Origin of the sequence: Ensifer sesbaniae, assembly GCF_013283665.1 — a bacterium.
Classification (GTDB): Bacteria; Pseudomonadota; Alphaproteobacteria; order Rhizobiales; family Rhizobiaceae; genus Ensifer; species Ensifer sesbaniae.
In genome coordinates this window covers 125,251-150,173 of the sequence record NZ_JABEKU010000004.1, presented here as the reverse complement: position 1 = coordinate 150,173, position 24,923 = coordinate 125,251, and the positions used below count along the sequence as shown (strand labels likewise).

The 24,923-nt window shown below is 58.5% G+C and carries 16 protein-coding genes and 4 pseudogenes; 10 read left to right on the top strand and 10 right to left on the bottom strand.

Features of this window, described 5'->3' with window-relative positions; genetic code table 11:
* Positions 1-824: 824 nt before the first annotated feature.
* A complete protein-coding gene (locus BHMPCIPO_RS31760; protein ID WP_173520755.1) occupies positions 825-1,289 on the bottom strand; it encodes a phasin in 465 nt (154 codons plus the stop codon).
* A gap of 2,069 nt (positions 1,290-3,358) precedes the next feature.
* Here BHMPCIPO_RS31760 and BHMPCIPO_RS31755 point away from each other — a divergent pair.
* The 4 genes and pseudogenes from BHMPCIPO_RS31755 (at position 3,359) to BHMPCIPO_RS31740 (ending at position 6,166) form a co-directional block, all read left to right on the top strand.
* A complete protein-coding gene (locus BHMPCIPO_RS31755) occupies positions 3,359-3,994 on the top strand; it encodes a LabA-like NYN domain-containing protein (protein ID WP_173520754.1) in 636 nt (211 codons plus the stop codon).
* Between the two features lie 35 nt (positions 3,995-4,029).
* Positions 4,030-4,467, top strand: a complete 438-nt coding sequence (locus tag BHMPCIPO_RS31750) for a hypothetical protein (protein ID WP_173520753.1) — start codon at positions 4,030-4,032, stop codon at positions 4,465-4,467.
* A 280-nt stretch (positions 4,468-4,747) separates the two neighbouring features.
* On the top strand, positions 4,748-4,933 hold the full coding sequence (locus BHMPCIPO_RS31745) for a helix-turn-helix domain-containing protein (RefSeq protein WP_312033098.1): 186 nt from the start codon (positions 4,748-4,750) through the stop codon (positions 4,931-4,933).
* Positions 4,934-5,208: 275 nt separating this feature from the next.
* Positions 5,209-6,166, top strand: a pseudogene (locus BHMPCIPO_RS31740) (IS110 family transposase).
* Positions 6,167-6,623: 457 nt separating this feature from the next.
* Here the strand turns inward: BHMPCIPO_RS31740 and BHMPCIPO_RS31735 are convergent.
* The 6 genes from BHMPCIPO_RS31735 to BHMPCIPO_RS31710 form a co-directional block, all read right to left on the bottom strand.
* Positions 6,624-6,953, bottom strand: a complete 330-nt coding sequence (locus BHMPCIPO_RS31735) for a hypothetical protein (protein ID WP_173520752.1) — start codon at positions 6,951-6,953, stop codon at positions 6,624-6,626.
* Between the two features lie 125 nt (positions 6,954-7,078).
* Positions 7,079-8,689 carry a tyrosinase family protein gene (locus BHMPCIPO_RS31730; RefSeq protein ID WP_173520751.1) on the bottom strand — a complete coding sequence of 537 codons (1,611 nt, stop codon included), beginning with the start codon at positions 8,687-8,689 and terminating at the stop codon, positions 7,079-7,081.
* A gap of 64 nt (positions 8,690-8,753) precedes the next feature.
* Complete coding sequence (locus tag BHMPCIPO_RS31725) at positions 8,754-9,146, bottom strand: hypothetical protein (protein ID WP_173520750.1); 393 nt, start codon at positions 9,144-9,146, stop codon at positions 8,754-8,756.
* A gap of 103 nt (positions 9,147-9,249) precedes the next feature.
* Entirely contained in the window at positions 9,250-11,199 is a 1,950-nt protein-coding gene (locus BHMPCIPO_RS31720; protein ID WP_173520749.1) for a multicopper oxidase family protein, read from the bottom strand.
* Between the two features lie 1,595 nt (positions 11,200-12,794).
* Positions 12,795-13,181: a mannose-binding lectin gene (locus BHMPCIPO_RS31715; protein WP_173520748.1), complete on the bottom strand. Its 387-nt coding sequence runs from the start codon at positions 13,179-13,181 to the stop codon at positions 12,795-12,797.
* Between the two features lie 1,036 nt (positions 13,182-14,217).
* Positions 14,218-14,460 carry a hypothetical protein gene (locus BHMPCIPO_RS31710; RefSeq protein WP_173520747.1) on the bottom strand — a complete coding sequence of 81 codons (243 nt, stop codon included), beginning with the start codon at positions 14,458-14,460 and terminating at the stop codon, positions 14,218-14,220.
* 825 nt (positions 14,461-15,285) lie between these two features.
* On the opposite strand from BHMPCIPO_RS31710, the gene BHMPCIPO_RS31705 reads away from it, so the two are divergent.
* Positions 15,286-15,735, top strand: coding sequence for a hypothetical protein (locus BHMPCIPO_RS31705; RefSeq protein WP_173520746.1), 450 nt, complete (start codon positions 15,286-15,288; stop codon positions 15,733-15,735).
* 110 nt (positions 15,736-15,845) lie between these two features.
* On the opposite strand, the gene BHMPCIPO_RS31700 is transcribed toward BHMPCIPO_RS31705, so the two are convergent.
* Complete coding sequence (locus tag BHMPCIPO_RS31700; protein WP_173520745.1) at positions 15,846-16,205, bottom strand: recombinase family protein; 360 nt, start codon at positions 16,203-16,205, stop codon at positions 15,846-15,848.
* A gap of 220 nt (positions 16,206-16,425) precedes the next feature.
* Here BHMPCIPO_RS31700 and BHMPCIPO_RS31695 point away from each other — a divergent pair, with 220 nt between their 5' ends.
* Positions 16,426-17,106, top strand: coding sequence for a hypothetical protein (locus BHMPCIPO_RS31695; protein WP_246304782.1), 681 nt, complete (start codon positions 16,426-16,428; stop codon positions 17,104-17,106).
* An 11-nt stretch (positions 17,107-17,117) separates the two neighbouring features.
* Positions 17,118-18,218 carry a helix-turn-helix domain-containing protein gene (locus BHMPCIPO_RS31690; protein ID WP_173520744.1) on the top strand — a complete coding sequence of 367 codons (1,101 nt, stop codon included), beginning with the start codon at positions 17,118-17,120 and terminating at the stop codon, positions 18,216-18,218.
* Between the two features lie 70 nt (positions 18,219-18,288).
* Here BHMPCIPO_RS31690 and BHMPCIPO_RS31685 read toward each other — a convergent pair whose 3' ends face one another.
* Positions 18,289-19,986 (bottom strand): anti-phage dCTP deaminase, encoded by a 1,698-nt coding sequence (locus BHMPCIPO_RS31685; protein WP_173520743.1) that lies wholly within the window; start codon positions 19,984-19,986, stop codon positions 18,289-18,291.
* Between the two features lie 518 nt (positions 19,987-20,504).
* Here BHMPCIPO_RS31685 and hemN point away from each other — a divergent pair.
* Positions 20,505-21,964 (top strand): annotated as a pseudogene (gene hemN, locus BHMPCIPO_RS31680) (oxygen-independent coproporphyrinogen III oxidase).
* Positions 21,965-22,091: 127 nt separating this feature from the next.
* Here hemN and BHMPCIPO_RS31675 read toward each other — a convergent pair.
* Complete coding sequence (locus BHMPCIPO_RS31675; protein ID WP_173520742.1) at positions 22,092-22,748, bottom strand: hypothetical protein; 657 nt, start codon at positions 22,746-22,748, stop codon at positions 22,092-22,094.
* Positions 22,749-23,102: 354 nt separating this feature from the next.
* Between BHMPCIPO_RS31675 and BHMPCIPO_RS33935 the strand changes: the two are divergent.
* A pseudogene (locus BHMPCIPO_RS33935) lies at positions 23,103-24,015 on the top strand (IS630 family transposase); the annotation flags it as partial.
* 284 nt (positions 24,016-24,299) lie between these two features.
* A pseudogene (locus BHMPCIPO_RS33335) lies at positions 24,300-24,634 on the top strand (IS110 family transposase); the annotation flags it as partial.
* Positions 24,635-24,923: the final 289 nt, after the last annotated feature.

Below are 24,923 nucleotides of genomic sequence, written 5' to 3'. Positions count from 1 at the left end.
GCATGTGGCCAAGCCTGTGACCGTCAATCCCCCGCCGCAGTGCCTACCCCTAGGGCCAGGCTAACGGGCACAGAACTTATCGCAGCCAAAAATCTCACGACGCGGCAACGCGTGACAAGGCGCTCGCTCTTGATGAAGCCGAGCGGTGCGACACCGTAGAGCGCATCACGGAAGACCGGTCAGGTTCTGAACTCGCCCGGCAGTTTGCACACCAACTGGCAGATCGTTAGGCGTATCCGCACCGCGCTCCCGCCCTAGTCCCGCAAATTGATCACTCTCCAGCAACGGACAACGAATGGTCTGAGAATACTTCCATTCCCTGCAGGGTCGACGCGGCCTGCCCCGCAACGGCAGGGCGAAGCCGGTCATCAACACCAGTGGCTCGCGCCATGGACAAATCTGACGCCACACAAAGGGGATCGAAGAACCTCAGGCCTAAAAGGGAGGCGCTGGACGAACACGCGGTCAGCTTATGAAGCGCGTCTCCATCAGATCCGCAGCGATCTCCTGTTTTCTGATCGCTGCCCCATCATTGACCGCCGCAGACAACGGCCCGAGGTCTTCTCGGTCACACGAGTTCTGCAAACTTCGCTGCGGCAACCGTTCGCGGATTGCCGGCCGCAGCGCCATGACCGAGCGTCAATGTCGTTTCGGCCCTGGCAGGCCGGATGGTGGCTGACAAGCGCAGGCGCGGCCGCCGTCCAGCCGTCCCTCTGGAGTTGCTTTGCCGCTTCGAGAGCCCGCATCGTCATAAGGCCACGTGAGATGATCAGCGGCGGCGCTTGCGGGCACCATCGTTGCCAAGCAGGCGGGCACTTGCGCTGTCAGGCGGCCTTGAGATTCCCGAGTGACTTCTCGACGGCGCCCTTAACAGGTTGGGAAATGTCGATCACCGCCTTGGTGGTGAGCGCCCAAAGATCATTGGCCTGCTTAACGCCCATTTCGACGCGTTTTCGTAGGAATGTCGTCTGCAGCTCAATTGCCTCGGCCAGCGACCTCGCTCCGGCCAGAGCTTGAAGAAGCGAAAAGTCAGCTTCGGTATTGGCGCGCAACGCGGCTATCGTCGTCAGGCACAGCTCGTTGCCGACCAATATTGCGGTTTCGAAGGTCGCCTTGAGCGCTTTCTGGGTCTCTTCAGCACCCGACTGAAATTTAGCGAGCACCTCTTTCGATTGCTCGACGCCCTTATCGGCGGCCGCGTAGACCTGATCGGTGGCCTTGCTGGGGTCAAATGCCGAATATTCGAGGTTTTCAGCCGTTTGGCTGGGCTTGTCTGCGATCTTGGACATTTCCGGATCCTTCTGGTTAGCGATGGTTTGTTGTCTACGGTGCATCTTGGCGGAGATCTAGGAACCGTTCGGGGTTGCAGAGTTGCCATCCGCCCGAGACAGCCACGGCAAAAGCGCCTGCGCAGTCTTGGCTCGACAACTCCTTCGCGAGTACGGCTCCTCCTTCTCCTGCATCCGCCGGAGCCCCGGCGGCACTGCGGTAACATGTCGGCAATTCTCCGCACGACTATCGTCGGTTCGTGATGTGTTTGCGGATGACAGAAAGCAATATGCGTGCCAAATGAAAAACTCATTTAGATACAAGGCAATCATTCGAACCGACGACGCCGTAGTCTGAGATTTGTCGATCGTCGAACAATGCGAAATGACGTGGACCTGTCGTACGGCCGGGCAGCTAAGCCGCGGTCTGAAGGTCACGCGTAATCTGCCGAAAAAACTTCCCGTGCTCCAATTGCATTTCGTTGTGCTGGCTTTGAACTGTCTGCCCGTGGCCGAGTGCGCCCTCCCCTGCTGTAGCGTTGGTGACCTACGCGACACGATGTTGTGCCAAGAGCGCCCTGCACTCTGAACTGTTGAATTCCCTCCCGGCAGTTGGCACGTTTCTCGCATCTCCCGTTGCCGGCGAAACGGCGGGCTGCCATCAGAAAACAGGAACGAGCCGCTCGACGATTTCGCGCCGCAGGGCTCCATGAGGCGGCGCGACCCGGCGCCTTGTTGACCGCACCGCGTACTTTTGTCACCCGGCACAACCGGTGTGGATTGCTGAGCCATTCCGACTCTAGCGGAGGCAGACTTCGCTTGGCATTGATCTCCCGATGGTGGCGGCCTGTTCGGCGAGACGGCATGGAGGAAGTCCTACTCATTCGTGCGGTGGGGTTGTTGCCTTTGGCCAAGCAACTGCCGAGCCAACCGGAAAACCCTTTCCAAACAGCGGGACCACCCTAACAGCGCAGCGTCTCATATGGACGCATTATCAAAGAGCCGACAATGCGTGCACCTGCTGTCATGTCCTCGGCACTCTATTGGCCGCCGCATGTGTGTTCCGGTGAGCAGCTTCAGCGCCGGCTCGGGCATGCCGTCCTGGGGTCTGGATCCGAAGAATGGCGTCTGTGGCACGGCCGCTTCGAACCGGATCCGCGACCTGAGCGGCCTGTGTGCATGGTCACTATGGGACAGGGCAGCCAAGGCTCGCACAGGACCAAAGCCAACGCGGAACGCTCCTCCTGCCTGATCTCCTCGAGCTCTCGGCGTGACTTGCGCTACCTCAAAACTGTCGGGTTTGTCTAGGCCGCGACACGGCGCTGTTCGGCGAGGTGTCGCCGTATTTCATTTAAGCCATTGAACTTCATGCAGAACGGATTTTCCAGCGCAGCTGGCACGCTTCTTGAGTGTCTCTCGTGCCGCGGCACGAGCTGGCAGCATCGACTGATAGTTTGAGCGCTGAAAAGGAGACAACGATGAAGACGAAATCGACAGCCTATGGCGTAACCGAATTGACTTCCCAAGAAGGATCCACAGCTTCAGGAGGATTCGGAGGCGTACTTACGGATCCGTTCCGTCCGTTACCCATAGGGGGTGAAAACCCCCTACGGTTAACCCGGGATGGCGGCGGAGCAGCCTCCATCAGCAGGCTTCGAGACCGCGGAGTTCCACTCGATACGTTATGCGATCTTCTTAGCCCACAACGCGAACATCCTCGCAACAAGCAGTGCACGGGGCTCGTGAAGAACGGCTCCCTTAGTCGTCATACCGACCGAATTTCCGGTGCTGGCCCGAAGCTGTCGCCCGTCGATCACCCATGGAATCTCCGGTGCTGGTGGTCCACACGATCGCGATAGCGCCGCAGGGCCAAGGACTCTCGCAACTTTTCCATTCACACGGACAACGAGACGGGACAGCGTTTTCGGGTCCGCCCGTCAGGAGATGCTCCTCCGGCCTCAACAGGGCGCATCGTCGCGCCATGGAAGAACACAATTGACCAGAATTGCTTAATTGGCGGGCTTGAACCTCCTGTTGTGGGAGACCTCGCATATATCCATGTGAGTTCGACAGCCTGGAGCGACTACAAGATGTTCGATTCGCGCGAAAAGATCGCACTTTTTGTCGATGGAGCCAATCTCTTCGCGACATCGAAGTGCCTGGGCTTTGAAGTCGATTACAGAAAATTGCTGACGGCATTTCGCAATCGCGGCTATCTTTTGCGGGCTTATTATTACACGGCACTCATCGAAGATCTGGAGTTTTCATCGATCCGTCCGTTAATCGACTGGCTGGATTATAACGGCTACACCGTCGTGACCAAAACGGCGAAGGAGTTCACCGACACCCAAGGGCGACGCAAGATCAAGGGGAACATGGATATTGAACTCGCGATCGACGCTATGCAGCAGTCCGCAACGGTCGACCATTTCGTTCTCTTCTCTGGCGACGGTGATTTTACCACTCTTGTGGAAGAGCTGCAGCGCAGGGGGCGTAAAGTTTCGGTCGTTTCCACCATCTCGACCCAGCCGCCCATGATTGCAGATGAATTGCGCCGTCAGGCGGACCACTTCATTGATCTTATCACCCTGCGCGGTGAGATCGACCGCCATCCGTCAGAACCTGCCCCGCATGCGACCCAACCGGCCACAGAAGAGGCTCTTACAAGCCCGGTCGGCGAAACTGGCAGGAAGTTGTGCCAGATCAAGGCGGGTTCACGAAAGTGAGGCTAAGATTCGACTGTTTCGCCATGAGGAGTTCCATGACACATCGTCACAATTGGCGGTCCGCGTTCGAAGCAGTTTTTCGTCAGGCGCTGGAAACTGCTGTTTCGCCCGCCGATCCGGCGAAGGCGTTACCGCAACGCATCGCGCTGGGAAGTGATCCACATCCGGTCAAGAGTGAGACGCGGGGCCCCGATCTTTTGCTCATGCGGATGGAGGCGCTTCAGCTCGATCCCGCCCGAGTCAAGGCCTTGATGCCAGCCGAGTTTCGCGTGCTTTCCCGCGTTTGTGACTACTGTCAAGTCAAGGTGAGGTGCGAGCGTGATCTTCTCCACGAGGCAGCCGGCAAGGCTGTCAGCTGGGAGCATTACTGTCCGAACGTTTATCCGTTGAGAACAATGGGTTTGCTTCAGACAACTTGCCCGCAGTCGACGGGGCGCAGCGGCGGCGGCCGCCAAGGGCCTGCAAGTGGTTAGGTGGGCGGTGCGCCGGCCATGTGCTCGCAACCGCGGAACGGGTTCGAGTTGGGGAGTGCGCATGAATTTCATCGGATCGTTGTTCGCCATCATGGTGGGCCAGAAGTCTTAGAAACCGCGGAGCAAGAGGCGCCAGAGCCCTTGCATGGTGATCTCTTGAACTATATAGCACTGCAACAATAATTCTCTGTAGACCGGGTTTTGATGGCTGCATGCTCCCTTCAGGCGAAGGGGACGCGCGCTCTTTGCGCAGCGACCGAAGGAGTCACTTCACGACGATATAGGTGACACAGTCCGGCCATTCCGCGAAGCGGCTGGATATCGCGTCGAGGACATTGCATTAACCTGCGGTCTGACTGGCGCCGAAATTACAAGGATCGAACAAGGTGCTGGTGTCGACCCAGGCAGGCTCAGACGCATCGCCGCTGCACTTCCAGTGCCAACCTCCATGTTCCTGCGGACCTAGCGGAAAGGCCAGGACTCCTCAGAGCCCCGATGCTACCCTCAACCAACTGCACCACCATACAATGTGAGCAAGAACCCAATTAAGTGCCCAAGAAACCATGGGCATTCTTGCTTTTCCTATGCTCCCCAATTTCGCTCCGATGGAACAGGCTTGCCAAAATCGAGCCCTAGACGTCATGTTCCGGGGCGGAGATCGGTGGCCCGCCCTTTCGTGCGATTGAAAGACGAGGGTTGCTCGGATGGGCCGAGCCGATCCGCACGCACGGAGGGCGAGCCATGCGGGAGTATAACGAAGCATTTGTCGCGTTTGACGTGGCCAGGAAGAAGCACGCGGTGGCGATCGCAGAGGGCGGCCGGTCGGGCGAAGTTCGGTTCCTCGGCGAGGTCGAGAATAACCCTGCGACGATAGAGCGGACGATCAAGAGCTGGGAAAAAAGTATGATCGACTGCACGTCTGCTTCGAGGCAGGGCCGACGGGTTACGGGTTGTACCGTCAGGTCCGCGATCTTGGGCACGACTGCATGGTGGTTGCGCCGGCCTGATCCCGAAGCGGTCGGGCGAGCGAGTCAAGACGAACCGGCGGGACGCGGTCACGCTGGCGCGGCTGCACCGAGCGGGCGAGCTGACCGGGGTATGGGTGCCGGACGTCGTCCACGAGGCTGTCCACGATCTGGTCCGGACTCGGGAAGCCTTCCAGGAGAAGATCGACGCGATCGAGGACGCGGCTCAGCGGCTACGCCGCCTGGACGAACAGTTGCGCGCCATTGTGCTAACCTGGTCCATGGCGCCGCTCGTCGAGGCCTATCAGGCGATGCGCGGCGCCTCGTTCTTGGTCGCGGTGATCTTCGCGGCCGAGGTCGGGGATGTACGCCGCTTCGATAATCCGCCGCCGCTGATGGCCTTCCTCGGCCTGGTTCCGGGAGAGCGCTCGACCGGCGACACGGTGCGCCGGTCGAGCCTCACGCTCGCCGGCAATCGACGCGCCCGCCGCGCCTTGGTCGAAGCGGCTTGGACTTATCGCTACCCAGCCAGGGTCAGCGAGGCTCTGAGGGTCCGGCTCGAGGGATTGCCCAAGGCTGTCCGCGACATCGCCTGGAAGGCGCAAATCAGGCTCTGCGCTCGCTATCGTCGCCTCAACGCCGCCGGCAAGAAGCCACCGGTGGTCGTGGCCGCGATCGCACGCGAGATGGCCGCCTTCCTGTGGGCCATCGGGCAGGAGGTCGCACCGTCATAGACGAGTTTCGACCCAGCCCGCTGCACAGGGCCGGGGGTGAGCCACGGTGGGGAACTCCCGTCGCTAGTTATGTGGCCGAGCCAATCCGCTCGACGCCCGCCCTCTAGACCGAGGACAGCCCCGAGACGAAGACACGGAAGGCGGTACCCAACCCGCGGATGAGAGTCTGATCAACCGTCGTCTCTGAGCTCCACCCCCGGCCCTGTGCAGCCTCAGCCAATCCGACTGCTTCGCACGCTCGTGCCAAGTGGCCGATGCCGCTCGCCTTCAGCCTTGACAGGGAACATGAGAGACTAGCGATCGAAAGGCAGCCGCAGCTCCGGCTTGCCGCACCCGCGTGATCAGCGTGCCGCATTTCCCAGTCTCCAAAGCCATCTCGGCTCCAGACACTCCCGTGGCGGCTCGCCCCGCGCAGCCCATCACCGTTCGACGCAAGATGCCGACGAGAACAATCTCACTATTGCACAATCCACGCCGTCACCGAGACCAGTTCCTGTTCGGTCGGCGCCCGCGGCAGGGAGCTCCCAGTCTCGAGCATATCCGCAAAGATTTCCAGTCGGGAGCCGTCGATATAGCGGCCGGAAAGCGATAGCTGGAATACCAGTTGCTTGTCAGGATCGGTCCTGCCGAATGGAACGGCAGAGCCGATAAGGTGGCCGGCGGCGGTGCGAAAGCGGATTTCCGCGCCGAGTGGTAGCGGGCCGGTGACGATATTGAGCCCCACGATTTCGTCCGGCCGCGGCGCCCTCGGCAGGTTGATCACAATTCTGCGTTGTTGATCGGCCATCTCTGCTTAAATCCCGCAGCAGGCGCGCTGCCGTTCTCCCTTTGCCGGCATTGCAAAAACACCGCGAGCGTGTCTGCGACCAACGGCATGACCCAAAACCGTGGCGGTCCGCCGCCTCGAGCGGCTCAGAACGATCCTACCTGAATGTCGATCAGCTGTGCCTTGGCCGGCATGCTGCCCTCGAGACGTTTGCCCGCTTCTGCGACCACAACGGCGAAGTCGATAGGTTCGCCCGCTTTGAGCCTACCATCGTCGATCAGCCTGTCGAGCGCCTTGTCGATAGGTATGGTGAAACTGACCGTGTCGGTATGATGATGGCGAACCCCGAAGAACTCGAAGCTGCCGGCGAAATCCGGCCGGTCCGGGTTGAGATCAGGCGTCGTTCCCTCGGGGAAAATGAAAACGAGGAAATTCAACCCGCCAACGTCCATCGGCGGCGCGATGCTGACCTTCGCGAATTGACGCGACTGTTCCGAAGGCTTTGTGGCAACATCCACCAGTTCCTTCGAAACCGTGAGCTTGGCGGTCGCCGGTTTGTCTATCGCCACGGCCGCGGACGAAGGCACGGCTGCTTCCAACACCGGAATGGGGCTCGCGCGACCGGCGGTTGCAACCGGGATGACCTCTTCGCCGCTGCCAGGCTCATAGTCATAGTCAAAGGCGCCGATTGCGAGGTAATCGGCGGCCCTTGTCTTGTCGGTCACAGGGCTGCCGTCAGCCTTGACATAGAAGAGGTAGGGTTCCGGATCGTACTGCGCCTGTTGGTCAGCCGTCGGCCCGACGGGCAGGCCCATCGCCTGCTGCTTGCGGGTCCAGACATCCCACAGCCGGTCGATGTTGCAATGATGCAGGAAGAAAACCGGATCGATCGGCGACAGGTTCTGTGACATCAGCCCATAGGGAGCGCTCTGGCCACCGACGCTCATATGCACGCGGTTATGCGGCTGGCCTTCGAGAATGGAGAAGCCGACCGGTGCCACCTGGTGGCTGGACGATACCGGACTGTTGAAAGCGAGACCCGGAGCGCCCGCGTCATTGGCGAATGTTGTCGGCGCCAGCGACGCCTTGATGGTGTCGATGTCGACCGCAGTTTGGGTGGCGGGATTGAGTTTCGGATTCTGCGCCGTCAGGAAGCGGGCGTTCGGCCGGTTGGCGAAGCTCGCCATCGCATCGCTCCACAGCGCATCGAAATCCGGGTAGCTGCGCAGCTTCTGCTGCTCCAATTGTGCGGGGCTGAGACTGTCCCAATAGGCCTTGATCGGCGCCTGCATGATCTCCTGGAAGCGGTTGTGGTCAGGAATATAGTCGGCGCTGTTGACGGGATCGAGAATCGTGCCGAACAGCGGTGGCAGCACCTCGGGATTGGCCGTCCAGTCCCAATATGGCAGGGCGAAATCCGCATTGCCGCTCAGTTCGCGGCAGGTCTCCTCGAAATAGCCAAGATAGCCGCGGTGCCAACTGGTGAACCACCAGTCGCCATGGGGGCAATCCATCAGGTGGATGAAGGCATTGCGGTACCAGTTGCGCGGGTCCGAAGGCGGAAGCTTCATCATCGCGGTGACGGCATCCATGTACGTTTGCAGATCCTTCTGCCCGCCGGCGCTGGTCATGTTCTTGCGCCTATGCTTGGTCGCCGCCCGCAGAATGCTCGGCGCGAAAAGGGCTGTACCGGCGACAGCGGCTGTGCCTTTGACGAAAGAGCGGCGTGAAACCGTCAGAAATCGCGTGCGTGTCATCGAGATTATCCCCTGAACAGGTGTTGGTCCGAATGTCTTGCAGCTTCAGGCAAGGGGTGGAGCATCACTGCCGCACGGCATACCAGGAGGCGACGTAGCCGGCCGTAGCAGTCCCGTGCGAATGGGCGATGTCGCGGACGATGCTGCCGACAATCGCATCTCTCTGATCGACGCCGTTCGGCCAGTTCGGCACGACGTAGCCGCGATAACTGTAGACCCAGGGCTCTCCAGCCACCTCGCCCTTTCCGATGAATTTGAGTTCGACCGGGTCGCCCATCCGCACTGCGCCGGCCAGTTCCAACGACCAGCCGGGCCCGCCGATGGTTCCGCCAATCCGGCCCGCCGCCACCTCGGTCAGCACCAGCGTTCCCTGGCCGAATTCCAGGGTGCTGAAATCGGCCGACAGGTCGGGATTGTTGATCAGGCTGCGATAACTCCAGGTGCCGACGAAGCTCATAACTTCCTCCCAATGGCTCACACGCCTTCGCGCCGCCGCTCTATGTCTTTGTTTTTAAAACATTTCTGCGACGCCAGGTAATTCCACCTGGCGACAAAATGCTCTAGTGATGGCCGGTAACGGTGCCGCCATGGCCGTCCGGCAGGGTGATCCTGACGTTCTGCATCATTCCCTGGTCCTCATGGTCGAGAATGTGGCAATGCAGAACGAACTCGCCGATGTAGCGCTGGTAGCGCGTCCGCACGGCAATCGTGTAGCGCGTCGAAGGGTCGGTGCCGGGGTTCTTGATCCACAGCGTGTCCTTCCAGACATTCTTCAGTCCTGGATATTGCGGATCGCCGTCGTCGTCCGCCCCAAGGGCGCTGACATCATTGCCGGCCGCATCGACAATCTTGATGATCTGGAACGGATTGACATGGATATGGAAAGGATGGCTGACGAAATCCGACCTGAGCGTCCACTCGTCCACGCCGTCCAGCGGCAGCGTCCGGTCGATGCGGTTGGCATCATAGGGCTGGCCGTTGATCTCGAAGAAGGTGCCGCCCGGCTGCTTCACGTCGATATTGAACACCAGTTGCTGCTCGCCCGTGACCTCGCCCGCTTCGATGTCCGGATGCGGCACAAAGCTTGAAAGCCGCATATCGTTCTTGAGGTCGTCGATGACCTTGCCGACAATATCGGGCGCCATCGTGCGCTCGGCCGCCGCGATAAGCCAATCCTTGAGATAGGTGCCAATCTCGCCATTGACGGCATTGCCTTCCACTGCCGTGACGATGCCGAGAAGGCGGCGGCTCGGCGCAAGCTGGTTGACGCTGGCCGCTGCCGGCGCGGCGGCATCGACGAGGCAATAGTCGCCCGCTCCAGGCAGCACCACCAGCGCGTCAAGCCTGTAGCCCGGCTGCAGGACCGCCTGCTGCCGCATCTGCACCTGCGCCATCGTCAACCCGTCCTGCGCCACCACGCCATAGGGGATGGCATCCTTGCCGCAATTCTGGTCGATCCATTTATCGGTGTCGGCGGCGGTCAGCGCACGCAACGCGGCCGTGCCGGTCTTCCGCCGGATCTCGAAATTGATAATGTCGCGAACTCCGGCATGGACGAACCGCCAGCGCTCGACCGATCCAGCCAATGTCGGCGCCAACTGGCCCAGCACCTGACCGTTGATGCTGGTAAAGCGGCCCGAGGCGGGCCAGGTGCCGGGTCCGAACTCGTCGTAGGTTTCGATTCCCCCCACCTGCCCTGGCTGGCAATCATAGGTGATGCCGCCGTTGCTGTCGGTGCAGGCATATTGAATCTGCTGCAGCACCAGGACCCGCTCGGCGATATCGGCGCCGTCCGGCTGCTTCAGCAGGCGGTCGATATCGCCGGTTTCGGTCGGCGTCGGCATGCGGTCGCCACGGATGATCAGCGCTCCGGACATGCCGCTCGACACCTGCAACGCGGTCGATCCATGCAGGTGCGGGTGATACCAGAAGGTGCCCGCCGGATGGTCGGCGGGAATGTTGTATTCATATTGGAACGTGATGCCGGGGCGGATCGAAACCAGCACGTTGTCGCCGTTGCCCGACGGATTTACCCAGAGACCGTGAGAATGCAGGTTCGTACCGTTGAAGCAGTGGGGGGTATTGGCACTGCCGCCGCCGATGCCGCAGGTCGAATCCTGCGGGAGCTTGTTGTTCAGCATTACCCGCACCGTCTCGCCCGGGCGCACATCGATGGTCGGCCCCACCAGCGGCGTGTGGGCACCGGATGGGCTGGCTTCGCGGACGTCCTGATAGCCGCGGAGCCGCACCCGGTCATGGCGCCCGGTGGCCGGATTGTAGATCTGGCGGTCGAGGTATGTGACGTTCATATCGAGCAGAACCTCGCCCGGAAAAGTCGCCCGGTCCCGCGCGAAGCTTTCCAGCTTTGCCCGCCCTTTGGCGACCGGCTCCAATATGTAGGCCGGCGGGTTGCTGATAGCCCTGGACTCTTGAGCGAGAGCCGATAGCACATGAATGGCCGAAAGAACGCTCGCCACACCAAAGAGCGAGAATTTGTGAGATACAAACAAACAAACCTCCCAAACCCAAAATTATCGTGCAAGAGTGAGACGGACAGCACTGCTATAACCAGACAGGCCCCCAACCGAAGTCTTGAATATTAGTTCATCCTTGCATTGTATCGAAGTCCTCGGTCGGGCTGAGGTGCCATCACCAACAGCCTGTTTTGTCCAAACCTCGGCAACTTTGCGGTGCGCAGTTTCGACATGGTTCATCTCCTCGGATCATCGTAAGAAGTGTAGACACGTGTCGTCCTCCTTTTGACCTGCACGTGCCATGCCAAACGAGAAACTCATTTACGAACAACATGATCGCTCTGAACCACATTGGCTCATTCCGGACATTGTCAAACATCCGACCAAGGTTTCGAGGTGTGCGTTTATGGTTCCGGGGCACCACAACACCATTCCTGGCCGGTTCTGCTGGCTCGAACCCGAGGATTCCAGTACGAAGGAAAGGTGCAGCGCTTCCTACAGGCACTGCGGGAGCGTCTCGCCCATTTTGGCTTGCAACTGCACTCGGATAAGACGCGGCTGATACGCTTTGGGCGGTATGCTGTGCAACAATGCCGGGAACGTGGTATCCGCAAGCAGAGACTTCCGCGGAAGTTTAGAGTAGCCGACGAAAAGGTCGTATTTCCACGGCGTCGGCTTGGTCGAAATGAGGCGGACGCCAGACTGCACACATCACCCGCGATCCGCTCGAGCAAATGCGGGGACTAAACACCTAGCATAGCGTCTCTCATCCTGATGTTAGCTCCGTAACTGCCGCGCTCTTCCATGCCTCTGATCTATGTCAAAATGTTCCGCTGTCGCGGCGCAACTTGTATTCCGTCAAGCCAAGTAGCTGTGTGCATAGTCTCCATTGCGCGGGACTTACTGGTGCGACAGCGGCGCAGATTATCAACTCGCTGCGTGGCCACCAAGTACGGCTTCATCACTGCCCAAGGCTACCGCACGTTGCGGGTTTCAGGGAATGCGTGACGATGTTGAGAACACTCTGCCGAAGGCAACTCGCGTAGCACTCGCCATGGCGGCTCATACTCTGCCACCACTGGAGGACAGGATCAGGTGACGTGACAATGAAATAGCGCGCCGTACCCTGGAAGAGCGAGATGCTCGGCGGCGTGCCACAATCACAGACGTAAGTTCTGTGACTGCGCGGCGTTGGCTCCGGCAGCGTCGACCTTCAGGAGAGGACGAGACTTTTCCGCCTAGCCCGGCCCGACACCGCTCCAGCGATCACCTGGCGGAAAACAGAAATTGGCGCGACATCGAGTATGGTGAGCGAACATTGCGACAACTCTTTGTTCTCGGGGGCAACTGTGTGGTCCGACAGGCCGCGCATCTTCGACAACGCGCGAAGGGTCGAATCGACGAAGATGAACCATCGCTTTTTCTCGACATGGCCGCAGTCTCGTGCCTTCTGAGACTGCGTCCACTACACCCGCGGAGCGATCGACGCTATGAGCGCACAAGCGCCGGCGTGCCGATCGCGCCCGCACTTACAGCTTCGCCAACACACGCAAGACCTAACCATCGGACTGGAAGCATTTTGCGCCTGATGGCCACCTTCTCGCAATACTTAATCGGCGTGTCCGGCTTGTTTAATTGGTCAGGGTGCCGTCACTGTTTTGAATGCCGTCAATCGGGATCGACGAGGCGTGAAAGGCGCCGGAGGTATCGCGGCAGCTTGCGTTCAACGTGACGCCACCGATGGATGGGGCAAGTTCGATGCTGCCGCAGGACTTCTGGAACGACGCGCTGTCGCCCTCCAGCTTCAGAGCGCCGTCGACGTTGGCGATGGCGGGCATGGCAATACTGGTTCTGTTCGGCGAACCATCGGCACGAAGGCAAGTTGCGGAAATTTCGGCGCCACCGTCGTCGGTGTACTGGAAACTGATGTTGGAACAGGTGTTCTGGAAGGTGCTGCTACTGGCGATCGCGGCGGTTGCGGTCAGGGTGAAAAGCGCTGATGCGATGACGAATTTCATTTTGAACCTCCATATCTAAATGCGTGGCGATTTGCTACGATTAATCGATAGCAAAGTTCCAATTCGCGTCCAGCGTGTCCGTGACGCGTTTGCGGATAACAGAGAGCAATGTGCGTGCCAAATGAAAAAACTCATTTAGATACAAGGGAAATCATTCGAACCAACGGCACCGTAGCCGGACATTTGTCGATCGTCGAACGATGCGAAATTACGTTGACCTGTCGTACGGCCGGGCAGCTAAGCCGTTCTTGGAAGTTATGCTCAATCTGCCGAAAAAAGCTTGTCGTGCTCCAAGCGCACTTCGTGTGTTGGGCTTGAACTATCTACTCGTGGCCAAATGCGCCCTCCCCTTCTGTCGCGTTGTGACCTACCCGACACGCTATTGTGTCAAGCGCGCCATGCTGGCAGGTGACGCTGATAGGTCTGCACTGATCATGACCGGCGCTTGGGCGACTAAGCGAAAGATCCTTCGAGAGGTCCTCGGATTCGCGACCACGATTCCAGTCTGGCCGGAGACAGGGTGCAGGAGATAGTCGCGAGCTTCCGCCAAGAGGTTGGACGGCACCTCGCTAAAGGAGCTTTACACCCGTCTCGGAATCCGAAGGGTTAGCCTCGACTATCCGAGCGCCGTGGCTGAAGTGACGAGGCGCCTTTGGGAAAGCTTAAGAAAGGGCAGCCTCCTGAAGTGCTTGTACTAGTCTGGACGAGTCCGTCAATGAACGCCATTCGCTCGCGCCTCCTTTCGAGGAACTCGAGCCGGGAGAGCTTGATTACGGCCTCAGTCAGCTTCGCCCTCGTGCTGTCCGGCCGCGCAACGACGACTTCGCGCATGAAGGAGATGCTCGGCCGGATCGTCCACATACGGTTCAATGAGTGCGTCCTGCGACCGTCCTGGGATCGTCAGTGTTGTAGTCTCCCTTGTTTCCGTTGCACACGTCGCACGCGAGCGTGAGCTTGCTCCACGCGTAGGCTGCTGCACTCGGCCGTTTGGGCCTTGCGGAGGGGGCTTTCGCCCCGGTCGGTACCGTGGGAACCCTCACCAGAGTTGACTCCGAAGGCCGCTTCTGAAGGCCTTTGTCTGCCCCTCTGTCTGCCCCTCGCTCAGGTGATCAATGAACTGACGGATGATTGACGCGGTCAAATCTTCGACCGACATTCGATCGATCGCGCGCGCCGCATGATTGCTGGCGAACGGAAGCAAGAGCATCAAGGTGTCGCGGTAGCTGTTTTTGCCTCCAGCGCGTTTCGCTAATTCCGATGATGGCACGAACGACTGCATGGTGCAGACCATCGCGGCCTAGCAAGAACTGCAACGGACCTGCCGTCGAAGGACGGCAGTGTTGAGATGACAGTGGACACGAGCCGGGCGCCATCCCACCAAGGCGTGGCTCTTCTTGAGCGCGCCTGGGCCGAGCGCCCTAGCCAGGGAGTCGCCGACAGCGAGTCTTTGGGTGGCGTGACTTAGAAGCTGACTTGTGGTGCACCCACGGAGAAACGATCTCAGGTGCTCCTGAACCCCTGCAGCAAAGTGGCGCGTGCCCCCCCGATGCTGGCCATTGCCTTGCGGTCGCTACGCCGCTTTGCGGTGGCTTGTGATTATCAATCGCGAAAGCCCGGTAGGAATTGAATCAAGGTTTCGGTTTTTGGATCTTATCCAGCTTTTCCACAAACCAGAATGGTTAGGGTCGTTTTTGGCAGCGTATGGAGGCGCTTCGGCGCTGGCTGAGCAAGGCGGTCCTCCCGCCGCAGTTCAGGGCCATTTGTCGCACAGGTATGACGCGGACGGAAACAGCGACAGCGACCGAGGTTTGTACGTCCGGATGCGGTTGCAAGGTGCTGTGTCGTGAAAAGCAGTACGCAGCCTTTGCGGCGTGTCACCAAATCAGACACGATGATTCGCGGGGGCACCTATCTGAGGCGCCAAGGCTCAACGCCTTCGCTGCGCGGCGAAAACCACGTGGCGCACCCACGGCACGAATGCGTGCCATTAAGATAATCGATTTTGCTTATCTCGCGGAATGGTTTAGCCAAGCACCTGACGTGCACCAGTCGCAGCTTGATCGGGTTGACGAGCGTGAGACCGCTTCACCACGAGGAGAGTAAGATGGAGAATGTAGTTTATGTCTTGGATCCGGAAACTGCGCTCTTTCGAGCTGTAGAGCTTGTCGGGGCCGTCACCTATAAGCCGATTAGTGACTTGCTCGGTTGCACGGTTACTCAACTGATCCGCTTTGACGAGTCGCATTGGCTATTCGTAGATGAGAAAGGACTGCGGGAGGGGCTAAGAGCCTTCACACTTTTTGACCGGCACCCACAGCCCCTTGGCGGGAAAATCGTTCTTGCCGGAAATGAAGGAAGCGAGTCATATCATTCTCCATCAATAGATATTGGCGAGGCTGCTTCACATTTCCAGTGCTGCCGACCGGTTATCGAACCGGTTTTCGCCACAGATGATGTTGTCCAGTCGAAGGGTCTTATCCCTGCAGGGACCTTGGCGGATTTAAAAGTACGAATTGAGAGGCGCCCCCCTATGCCCGTACATGGAAGCGCCTGAGATACGCGATCCCGGAAAACAGCACTCCTCCCAGAGACGTTTGCCCAGAAGTACGCGTCAGGAAACAATTCGCTTGGAGGGCGGCGAGACCTTCGGGGGGCACTGCTGAATTACGTCGCGCTCGAACTGCGCGAAGGCACCAGCGAGAAGAACAGCCGGCCATTGGGCCTGGTGGTGTCGATGAGTTCCGTAATGGAATGCAGACCGATCTCTTGCATGTGCAAGCACTCCGCGAGCGCGAGCAGGTCATGCAGGGATCGCGAAAGGCGATCGAGACGCCAGATGCACAGCGTATCGCCGGCGCGAAGATAGCGAAGCGCGTCCTCAAGGCCGGGCTTTATCACAGCGCCCCCGCCGATCCTGTCGGTGAATATCCTCGAGCATCCCGCCGCTGCTTTGAGAGCGCGCTGTTGCATATCGAGGTTCTGTTCGACGGTGGAAACCCTTGCGTATCCGATCTGCTCGCCCATCATGCCCCGTTGTGTAATTAGGCATGCAGTTCATCGACTATGCAATCGTGCCCGGGAGCGGCTTTCGGCAACTGATTTGATTGCGTTTTCTGCGGCGTGTGCAATGGGTGTACAAACGATCCTTTATGCAACGTTGCGGGACGCCGATGTGAACCGGTTCAACAGGCGGCGACGAAGAACATGTCTAGGTCAAACGCAATCGCTTCAGCGAGGCTTGACCATGTTAATTTTTTCGTCCACAAATGAGGTTCAAAAAATTAACATGAATGAGGCGGTCGTGGAGAGCATCAATCCAATAACGATTATCGAGCCCGGGGCGGTCAATCATCGCCTTTCTGAGCTCCAGCTTGAGCGTGAGAAGTTAATTGCGGCAGGCCACCATGCTCTGGCTGCAGCAGCTAGCGCTTCGCCGCTACATCCGTCCAACGCCGCAGGCATGTTTGCCTATATGGATGGTGTCAAGGGACTTCGCGCTGAGAATTTGGGGGGAAATTGGGAATTCTTCCGTGAGGAGGGCGTCGAAGGTATCAGCAACGACGAGCTCAGGCTCAGAGTTCTCTTTGCGAACGTTAATCAGGCTTGCGGCAAAGCTCATCCAAAGGCCCGTTCTAGGAAAGGCGCTGGATCGGAGCGTGTCGCATGTGGGGATATGTTTGAGGCTGCCGGGGTCGACCTGCCGGTGAGTGTCGTGAAGTTCCACGGCGACTACAAAACCTATTATCTGATGGTCGATCAGTCGGGTGCAATGGAGCTCAGCCTGCCTGTCGTCAAGAATGGCCAGTTTCTTCGGTGCGTTGAACGCATCTTCCTGATCGAGGGTGGGGATCTCGGTGCGACTGACTTTAGTATTGATGAGCCCAGCAGCGATACCGACTTGGACGTCGTAATCAGCCGAAAGTGAGGCTGAAAAGCATGTTCAACGGAAAGAGACTCGGCCTTGCCAGGAAAAGGCAGAGGCTAACTGCAAAGGAACTCGCAGAGAGAGCGAGCGTATCGCCTGTTACCATCACTCGGCTTGAGACCGGGCAGAACCAGGCGGACTCCGCAACGCTCAGCCGACTGGCGGAGGTCCTTGGTTATCCTGTCACGTTTTTCTTCAAGGAAGACCCCGCACTGCTTTCACCGGAAATCGTGAGTTTTCGCAGTTTGTCGAGCATGACTGCCAAGGAGAGAAACGCGGCCCTAGCCGCGGGCGACAATGGCGTGGAGCTCTACGCTTGGCTAGAAAGCCGCTATAATCTGCCGTCTTTGGATTTGCCTGCTTTTGATCCTGAGCTGACACCTGAATCGGCTGCGGATGCACTGCGTCAGCATTGGGGAGTTGGATACCAGCCCATTGCAAATCTGATGAAACTTATGGAGGCCAAAGGGATTCGCATTTTAGGGCTTGAGGAGAGTACGGCAAACGTCGATGCCTTCTCGTTTTGGCAGAATGACAAGGCCTATGTCTTTCTGAACTCTTTCAAATCGGCGGAGCGCAGCATCTTTGATGCGGCACACGAGCTGGGTCACCTCATTCTGCACAGACACGGTGAAACATCCGGCGCGGATGAGGACACCCGAACGGCTGAGATTGAAGCCAACCGATTTGCATCAGCATTCTTGATGCCCGAGGAAGACGTGCGTGTACGAATGCCGCGCCTTATCACGGCAGATTTGATCATTCGCGCAAAAAAGAGGTGGCGCATCTCTGCGATGGCACTGGCCTATCGACTGCGACACCTGACAAAGCCAATGCTTTCAGAGTGGCAATACCGCTCCATTTGTATTGAGCTTGGAAAACGAGGTTATCGCACCAGAGAGCCTGACAGTGTTGGCCGTGAGACCTCGGTGTTGTGGGGCAAGGTGCTGTCAGAGCTTTGGTCCGAGCGCAAAAGCTTGGAAAGCATAGCAGAGCATCTGTCGCTTCCCACGCACGAAGTCGAGAAGCTCCTGTATGGAATACTGCCCCGCCAGGATGATGGGAATCCTAGCCCCAGAAACGAGCGCCCGCAGATCAAACTTGTGAGGTAGTCGTCTGGTTCACGCCACACGATGGCAAGCCTGCGGCCGAGATGAATGGAGGCCGTAACAGAAGCGGAGGCTATTTCTTGGCGGCAGCCCTTGTGAGTCCCTTTTTGCGTAAGGATTCCAAGAGCTTTTCATAGGAAAGCGATCGGGATGCCTTCTTAGCTGAAGCCGAGACGACGGTTCGCTTGCCCGGGATAGGGAGGAGCATTTCAATCTGTGTGCCGCTAGGTTTCTTGGCCATCAGATATCTCCTTGAATAGGCGCACAAGCTCCATCTCTTCCCGTGCCACCAACGAGTCGACCGGCGGTGCTGAAAACGGCATAGCCGTTTTCGCGGTCGCTGAACGAAGCCACCCTCCTGCTTCCTAGCAGGATTCGGTTTAAAAATCCTAGAGAAGCTACGTGGAGCAGCCCCCTGATATTGCAAGAACACAACCTTCTTGCCTTCGTCACTCTCATTCGTCGATATGGCATCATTGTGAAGGTTGAGGGCGAGGCTCTTTGGATAGGGCTCGATGTAGATCACCTTACGGATGCCCGCTGCAACGATGTGGCGAGCACAGTTGTGGCAAGGAAAGGTTGTCGTGAACAGCGTTGCACCTCGCACTTGGCCCAAGCCGTCGCGTGCGGCAGAAACGATTGCAGCCATTTCCGCATGGACGGCGCGCGAGAATTCGATCAAACCCTTAATGCGCGACTTGCGAACCTTCTTGAGAAACTCATTTACCTCAGGCTCGGATGTCTCCTTGAACGTCTCGCGCGCGAACTTTGCGATCTGATCGAATATCGCGTCCTTCTCAGCATCGTTATGACAGATCCTGCTTTTCCAGTTGTAACAGCGATGGTCCCGCTCGGCGGGTAGGTTGGAAGAGTAGAGCCCGCCGTCGAATTTCGGAACGTCGTTGGCGCCTTGTCCGACTAGCTCACCGTGTTGGTTCTGGATCACCGCACCGACCTGTCTCGACAGACACGCTGATTGCATAGCAACGCTTGCCGCGGCGAACATTGCCGTTTCGTCCGTGTTGGGAGTGCTGACGCCGACTTCGAAGATCCGATCTAAGAACGATGCCAGCACGGAATGCAACTGCACCGTGTTTTGAGCATCGTTGCGGATGAACGTGTCCGCAATGCTCATCGTGTCCTTTACGGACTGGCCGTACTCAGTGCCCTCGTCGTAGTCCTGATCGCTAATCAAGTGGATGTAGGCGCTATTGGGCGTTGCGGCCTTTAGGCGAGAAATGCGAACATCTTCAGGAGCAAAAACACCCAACAGCCAAAACAGGTCACCGTAAACCGTTCTCAGTCGCTCGACTTCGCCGGGATTCTTTAAAGAGTCGATGATCGTGCAATATCTTCGAACTGCAGCAGTGTCTTCTTCATCGCGACCCATATGAATCCGTTCGATGCAGAAGTTTGCCAACACGTCTTCACCAAATCGCTCGCGTAGCGCGGACCCGGCTTGCTGCAGTTTGTGAATCCGTTGAGCGTCGTCGGCGGGAACGGGATGATAATCCACCAAGCCGACTTTCTCGTTGACGATATCGCTAACCTTTATTGTCTCGACGGAGTAGCCAAATTCCCCTTCGAGGATCTCGGCAAGGGCACGGGCTGTAGTGCTGACCCCGGATCCTACAGCGCCGACCAAAGCGATAACGAGTTCGTCTGTGCGCCTCTCCTCATTTGTGACCGGCACCTCACTCGTATTTTCCGAGCTTTGAATCTTTGGTGTTTGGCTCTTGTTACTGGTGACGTTGAGTGCACGAATCGCCATGCTTGGCCTCCCCCTAACTGACCATCCAACATAGCCGGAACATCGTCAATACCAATGAAAGCCCAGCGAACTGGGCCTCCATATTCGCTGCTGCCTCCGATGACTGGGCAGGATGTTTATTGCACCTTTGCTGATGTGGTGGAAAGACGGGGCATTTGCCGCCACGGGCGGCTCAACATGACTCGCTTTCGATTGGAAGAATTCGGCCGTGACTTACAACGCGCAGAAGAGATCGTCATCACGCAACGGGTAACGCAGTGGCAGCGGTGCGTCTATTGTCGCCCTTCGTCGAACAGGTGATCGTCGTGAGTTGGGTAATGGCGGACAATTCTGTCATAATTGTCGGATGCGCGACAAGGTTTGTTTGACAAGGCCTTATTTCAGTCCCAGGTGAATAGAGCGAGAACGCTAGAGATACTCAAATTTCAATACCATTACCGGCACTGGCATGAGTTTTGAACCTGTTTATCGAAAGGCGGCGGGAACTGTCACTGGCGCTGAGATGGCGGGATCAATTGATGGCTGACGGCGAAAAATGCACGCTTGATGCGAGCGCGGGCTCGCAACCGATCGGGAAGGAAATGGCGCGTGCGACCCGGGCACGCCATAGGGCCGTCGGGAGACCACAGTCACTTGGCATCACGCCGCAGACGGCCATACCGACTAAGTATCGTGAGGCCCACCTACCTTGGTACACTATCTATCCAACTGTATCGCAGTTTTCCCCGGCGGTCGGCGCCAACGCGTGGGGGGAATGGCTGAGAGACATTCCAGCTGAGGATGCTGTATCGCTCTATCTCCACATCCCATTCTGCCGGTCGATGTGTTGGTATTGCGGCTTTCCTGTCAGCATCACTCGTCGGGATGCATCGATCCTCAACTATTTAGCAGTGCTACGTGAGGAGATACGTTTGGTCTCGAAGCAAGCGCCGCAGGGATTGCCCGTGAGCGACGTACATTTCGGCGGCGGAACGCCAACCCTCATGCCGCCGGCGGAGTTCCTGGCTCTAATGGAAATCCTGCGCAGCTACTTCGCGTTTAAGAAGGCGGCTACGGTCGCTGTCGAGATCGACCCGCGCACGTTCACACCGGAGATGGCCGAAGCCTTAGAAGCAGCCGGGGTAAACCGGGCGAGCCTTGGCGTGCAGAGCTTCGATCCCATCGTCCAACGAGCGATCAACCGGGTCCAGAGTGAGACGCAGGTGGCGGTTGCCGCCGAAAACCTGCGTCGGCTGGAGTACTCCGCATCAATTTCGACCTTATGTATGGTCTTCCGCATCAAACGGTGCAGTCTTGTGTCCAGAGCGCCGCGACAGCAGTCGCGATACGCCCCGACCGGCTTGCCGTCTTCGGCTACGCGCACGTTCCATCTTATAGAAAAAATCAGCGCTTGATCGAGGAGACGGCACTGCCAGACATGGCTGTCCGCGCTGAACAGGCCGCCGCCGTGGCCGAGACGCTGGTCTCCGCCGGCTATCGCCAAATCGGGCTGGACCATTTCGCCTTGCCTAACGACGAGCTCGCGCTGGCGCAGAGAGCCGGTCGTCTGCAGCGCAATTCCCTAGGATACTCGGCCGATACATGCCCGATCCTGATCGGCCTCGGCGCATCGGCCATCAGTCGTCTCGGCGAAGGCTATGTCCAGAACGAACTTGCACAGAGTTCCTACACCCGGCACATATCAGCTGGCCACCTCGCAACATCAAAGGGTTATCGTCTCACCGGCGAAGATCGCGTGCGAGCCGCAATCATCGAGCAGCTAATGTGCAATTTGGAGGCCGACGTGCCGGCAATCTGCGCCGCTCACGAATTTGATCCGATCGCTATTTTCAATTCAGCTGGGCGTTTGGCGAGGCTGGCCGAAGACGGGATAGTGGATATCGACAGTGGTTTCGTGCGCGTACGGCAGGAGCATCGCTTTGTCCTTCGCGCTGTCGCTGCCGCATTCGACCCTTATCTCGACCGCTTACCCGACTAGCGCCGCCAAGCAACCTGTCGGGGAGATCAGGTGCGCACATGGAGGTCGGAGGTCTGGCTATCGTTCGGTGGAGCGCTGCAAAGTTGCAGGCGCGGCTGCGTCGCGAGTTCGCGTAGGCAATCGAAAATCACTGGTTCAAGGGAGCGCGGTGATGCGCCCACGGTCGGAGGCTTTGGGCGCATTGCGCATGTTCTCGCCCCTTGCGCCAGACACCTTTTGCGGCTTTCCGGACATCCAACTGTGTGCAATTCGGCGCTCTAGAAAAAAACGCAGCTATTTCAAGCCCTGTCTGAGCCGCGCTCAGTTGGCGCGCTTGTTGCTTGATACCTCCACATGACAGCCGCCCCTGTCGATCTTCGATAAGCGGCCACCTGGACATAGAGATAATGATGAAAGGGTGTCTTGCCGCGGACCTCCGCGGAATGTTTTGCGATACATGATAACCTCCACAAGGGGCGCGCCCAGTCCGGCGATGCCGGGCTGCCCGGGGCGCCTTCATCAAGCTCGTAAAGATGATGATCGCGCCGGACGCCGATTGCATCCAACATGATGGTCGCCGGATCCTTCTCGCGAGCTTCAGCGAAGTCCGCTCGAGATCGTCGGCGGTTAGCTGAAGATTGATGCAATTGAAATTCGCGTGCGTGGCGCCCTCCTCACGGTAGAGCCGTTCCATCCAGCCGTGAAGGTCCGGATGCTCGCGCCAGTAGTGGAGCGCTGTGGCCTCTTCGACCTCAAAGTCGGCGGGCGATTCGCGAAGCGTGCAGGCGTACATGTCGAGTCCCATGATTTTCTCCTTTCGTTGCTCTGTCCCAAAGACGCGGCGTGAAAGGCTGGGCGGCATCGGCCGCCGCCCTTGACGGCAAGGCGCCGTCCGGCAGAAGCGCGCGAAACCGAAGGGGACGGCAACGCAAGGCGCCTGAAACTGACCTCATCGTGCACCGACGGATCCGATCACGCTGAGGGACGGTGAGGAGGATGAGCGGCCCGGGCGGTCCCGAGCAACGGTTCCACCCGCACCCGGGTCTCGCTCCCCTCACCTGCTTGGCCTCGCGAGCGACCGCGCAATATCGATAATGCTAATTTGGGAGGTGCGATGGTCGCCCTCTACTGGGAAAGCTACGAGGCAGGATGACCATACTCGCGCTCGGATGCGGCGCGGTTGGGCAGCGTGACTCTTCAGACCGTGCATGATTGGGTCATGCGCTTCAATGCGCATGGCCCCGGAGGGCTGATCAATGGCAAGGCTCCCGGCCCACAGTCACGTTTGAACGATCCCCAGCGGGCGGCCTTGGCGCAGGCCATCGAACGCGGACCGTGGCCATATCTCGATGGCGTCGTGCGCTGGCGTCTGTGTGATCTGGCCCAGTGGCTATGGGAGGAATTCCGTATCTCGGTGAGGAACAAACGCTGAGCCGGGAGGTGCGTGCCATGGGCTATAGCAAGCTTGCCGCAAACATCACGCATAGGACCCTCAAGTGATTGAGGAACTTAAAAAACTTTCCCGCCGCAGTGGCGGAAATTGCCGACGGAGCCGCCAAAGGCAAACGAATAGAAATTTGGTTTCAAGATGAAGCCCGAATAGGCCAGAAGAACAAGATCACGAGGCGCTGGGCCAAGCGTGGAACGCGACCCTCAGCACCGCACGACCAGCAAACCCGTCAGCCTACATCTTCGGCGCCATCTGCCCGAAGCTTGGGAAAGCGGCAGCACTGGTCATGCCATGGTGCGACACCTACGCCATGACCCAGCATTTGGCCGAAATTGCCCGTCATGTCGCCGACAATGCGCATGCCGTCCTCATCATGGATCAGGCTGGTTGGCATATGTCCAACACTCTCGTCGTACCAGAAAACCTCACGATCCTGCCGCTGCCGCCAAAATCTCCCGAACTCAACCCGGTCGAAAACCTCTGGCTCTTCATGCGCGAGAACTGGCTATCGAACCGCGTCTTCAAATCCTATGAAGACATTGTCACTCATTGCTGCGACGCATCGCGCAAACTCGAAAGCCAGCCTTGGCGCATCATGTCCATCGGGCGCAGAGATTGGGCGCGGCGCCACCGAATTGCTGGGCGACGAGCACATCAACGCGGATTACGATCGTCTTGCCAGGGAACTGAGACAGACCTAGGCGTCGTGCTGCAATGCAGCAATGCGTAGGAAGCACGGCTGGGAGGCAGTCCATTACGTCAGCGGCTGGCCGAAATCTGAATTGGGGCACACGATGCAGCCGCCAATTCTTCGTGCTACAGATCATGCACTCTCCTCTGGGCACTCATGCGGCGACGGCTACAGTCGGCTTGAAGGTAGCTGGTATAGCCGTGTTGCACGGCCGTCGCGCTTTAGTGGCTTGGAAACGTGGTAAGCCGCGTGCCTGTTCGATGGTCAACTTCTTACCCCCCAATGAGGAAGACGTCCGTCGGTTCGGGCGAGCGGAAGACCCTGATTGCTGAACGTGTTTTCCACGTCAATCGCATAAAGGGGCTGCTCTTCATCAAGGCGTTCGAGAGTACGAGCCTTTGCGTCGTGATCGTCGAAAACGCCTGGAGGAGCTTCGAACTGAGGGCGGCAGGATAGTGTCGAAGCACCTCAAAGCCGAATTCTGCCGAGAACTGATCGCCTCGAATTGTTGCACAAACAGATCAATGCTGTGGAAGGAGAACGAGCGGCGGCACCGGCTTCTAAACTGTTTAATCGGCGCTTCCTCGGTGGATGGGAGACGGATAAGGACAGGATTCGGCCGGCTGGCGAATGCGCGAGCGGACCAGTCTCCCAGGTCCGGTGCTGAATCGAATATTGGCTCTCGAAAGAATTGCTCGGCGTTCAGTTCGGTCATGCAGGGTCGGCGCTCCTGAAAATCGAGACTCAGGAACGTCCTCCGCTCAATGGCCGCCTTCCGACAGCGGTTGCCCCGACGCCACACTTCAGAGATCGCTCCGTTATCCGTTAGTTGAATGGTG

What these genes read in the sequence shown, in the direction of transcription:
- BHMPCIPO_RS31760 (WP_173520755.1), bottom strand. Translation starts at nt 1,289, where the DNA reads ATGTCCAAGATCGCAGACAAGCCCAGCCAAACGGCTGAAAACCTCGAA.
- BHMPCIPO_RS31755 (WP_173520754.1), top strand. Translation starts at nt 3,359, where the DNA reads ATGTTCGATTCGCGCGAAAAGATCGCACTTTTTGTCGATGGAGCCAAT.
- BHMPCIPO_RS31750 (WP_173520753.1), top strand. Translation starts at nt 4,030, where the DNA reads ATGACACATCGTCACAATTGGCGGTCCGCGTTCGAAGCAGTTTTTCGT.
- BHMPCIPO_RS31735 (WP_173520752.1), bottom strand. Translation starts at nt 6,953, where the DNA reads ATGGCCGATCAACAACGCAGAATTGTGATCAACCTGCCGAGGGCGCCG.
- BHMPCIPO_RS31730 (WP_173520751.1), bottom strand. Translation starts at nt 8,689, where the DNA reads ATGACACGCACGCGATTTCTGACGGTTTCACGCCGCTCTTTCGTCAAA.
- BHMPCIPO_RS31725 (WP_173520750.1), bottom strand. Translation starts at nt 9,146, where the DNA reads ATGAGCTTCGTCGGCACCTGGAGTTATCGCAGCCTGATCAACAATCCC.
- BHMPCIPO_RS31715 (WP_173520748.1), bottom strand. Translation starts at nt 13,181, where the DNA reads ATGAAATTCGTCATCGCATCAGCGCTTTTCACCCTGACCGCAACCGCC.
- BHMPCIPO_RS31710 (WP_173520747.1), bottom strand. Translation starts at nt 14,460, where the DNA reads ATGCAGTCGTTCGTGCCATCATCGGAATTAGCGAAACGCGCTGGAGGC.
- BHMPCIPO_RS31705 (WP_173520746.1), top strand. Translation starts at nt 15,286, where the DNA reads ATGGAGAATGTAGTTTATGTCTTGGATCCGGAAACTGCGCTCTTTCGA.
- BHMPCIPO_RS31700 (WP_173520745.1), bottom strand. Translation starts at nt 16,205, where the DNA reads ATGGGCGAGCAGATCGGATACGCAAGGGTTTCCACCGTCGAACAGAAC.
- BHMPCIPO_RS31695 (WP_246304782.1), top strand. Translation starts at nt 16,426, where the DNA reads ATGTTAATTTTTTCGTCCACAAATGAGGTTCAAAAAATTAACATGAAT.
- BHMPCIPO_RS31690 (WP_173520744.1), top strand. Translation starts at nt 17,118, where the DNA reads ATGTTCAACGGAAAGAGACTCGGCCTTGCCAGGAAAAGGCAGAGGCTA.
- BHMPCIPO_RS31685 (WP_173520743.1), bottom strand. Translation starts at nt 19,986, where the DNA reads ATGGCGATTCGTGCACTCAACGTCACCAGTAACAAGAGCCAAACACCA.
- BHMPCIPO_RS31675 (WP_173520742.1), bottom strand. Translation starts at nt 22,748, where the DNA reads ATGGGACTCGACATGTACGCCTGCACGCTTCGCGAATCGCCCGCCGAC.